This window comes from Sphingobacterium sp. FBM7-1, assembly GCF_020687765.1.
Lineage (GTDB): Bacteria > Bacteroidota > Bacteroidia > Sphingobacteriales > Sphingobacteriaceae > Sphingobacterium.
Window position 1 is genome coordinate 1 of sequence record NZ_JAJEWJ010000026.1, and the last position, 724, is coordinate 724.

The 724-nt window shown below is 34.0% G+C and carries 1 protein-coding gene; it reads left to right on the top strand.

The genetic code is table 11. From position 1 onward, the window contains the following. Window positions 1–2: 2 nt before the first annotated feature. A partial coding sequence (erm, locus tag LKO28_RS15370; protein WP_227695913.1) for a 23S ribosomal RNA methyltransferase Erm occupies window positions 3–724 on the top strand: 722 nt, incomplete at its 3' end.

The window sequence follows — 724 nt, forward strand, 5'->3', positions numbered from 1 at the left end:
TAATGACAAAAAAGAAATTGCCCGTTCGTTTTACGGGTCAGCACTTTACTATTGATAAAGTGCTAATAAAAGATGCAATAAGACAAGCAAATATAAGTAATCAGGATACGGTTTTAGATATTGGGGCAGGCAAGGGGTTCCTTACTGTTCATTTATTAAAAATCGCCAACAATGTTGTTGCTATTGAAAACGACACAGCTTTGGTTGAACATTTACGAAAATTATTTTCTGATGCCCGAAATGTTCAAGTTGTCGGTTGTGATTTTAGGAATTTTGCAGTTCCGAAATTTCCTTTCAAAGTGGTGTCAAATATTCCTTATGGCATTACTTCCGATATTTTCAAAATCCTGATGTTTGAGAGTCTTGAAAATTTTCTGGGAGGTTCAATTGTCCTTCAGTTAGAACCTACACAAAAGTTATTTTCGAGGAAGCTTTACAATCCATATACCGTTTTCTATCATACTTTTTTTGATTTGAAACTTGTCTATGAGGTAGGTCCTGAAAGTTTCTTGCCACCGCCAACTGTCAAATCAGCCCTGTTAAACATTAAAAGAAAACACTTATTTTTTGATTTTAAGTTTAAAGCCAAATACTTAGCATTTATTTCCTGTCTGTTAGAGAAACCTGATTTATCTGTAAAAACAGCTTTAAAGTCGATTTTCAGGAAAAGTCAGGTCAGGTCAATTTCGGAAAAATTCGGTTTAAACCTTAATGCTCAAATTGT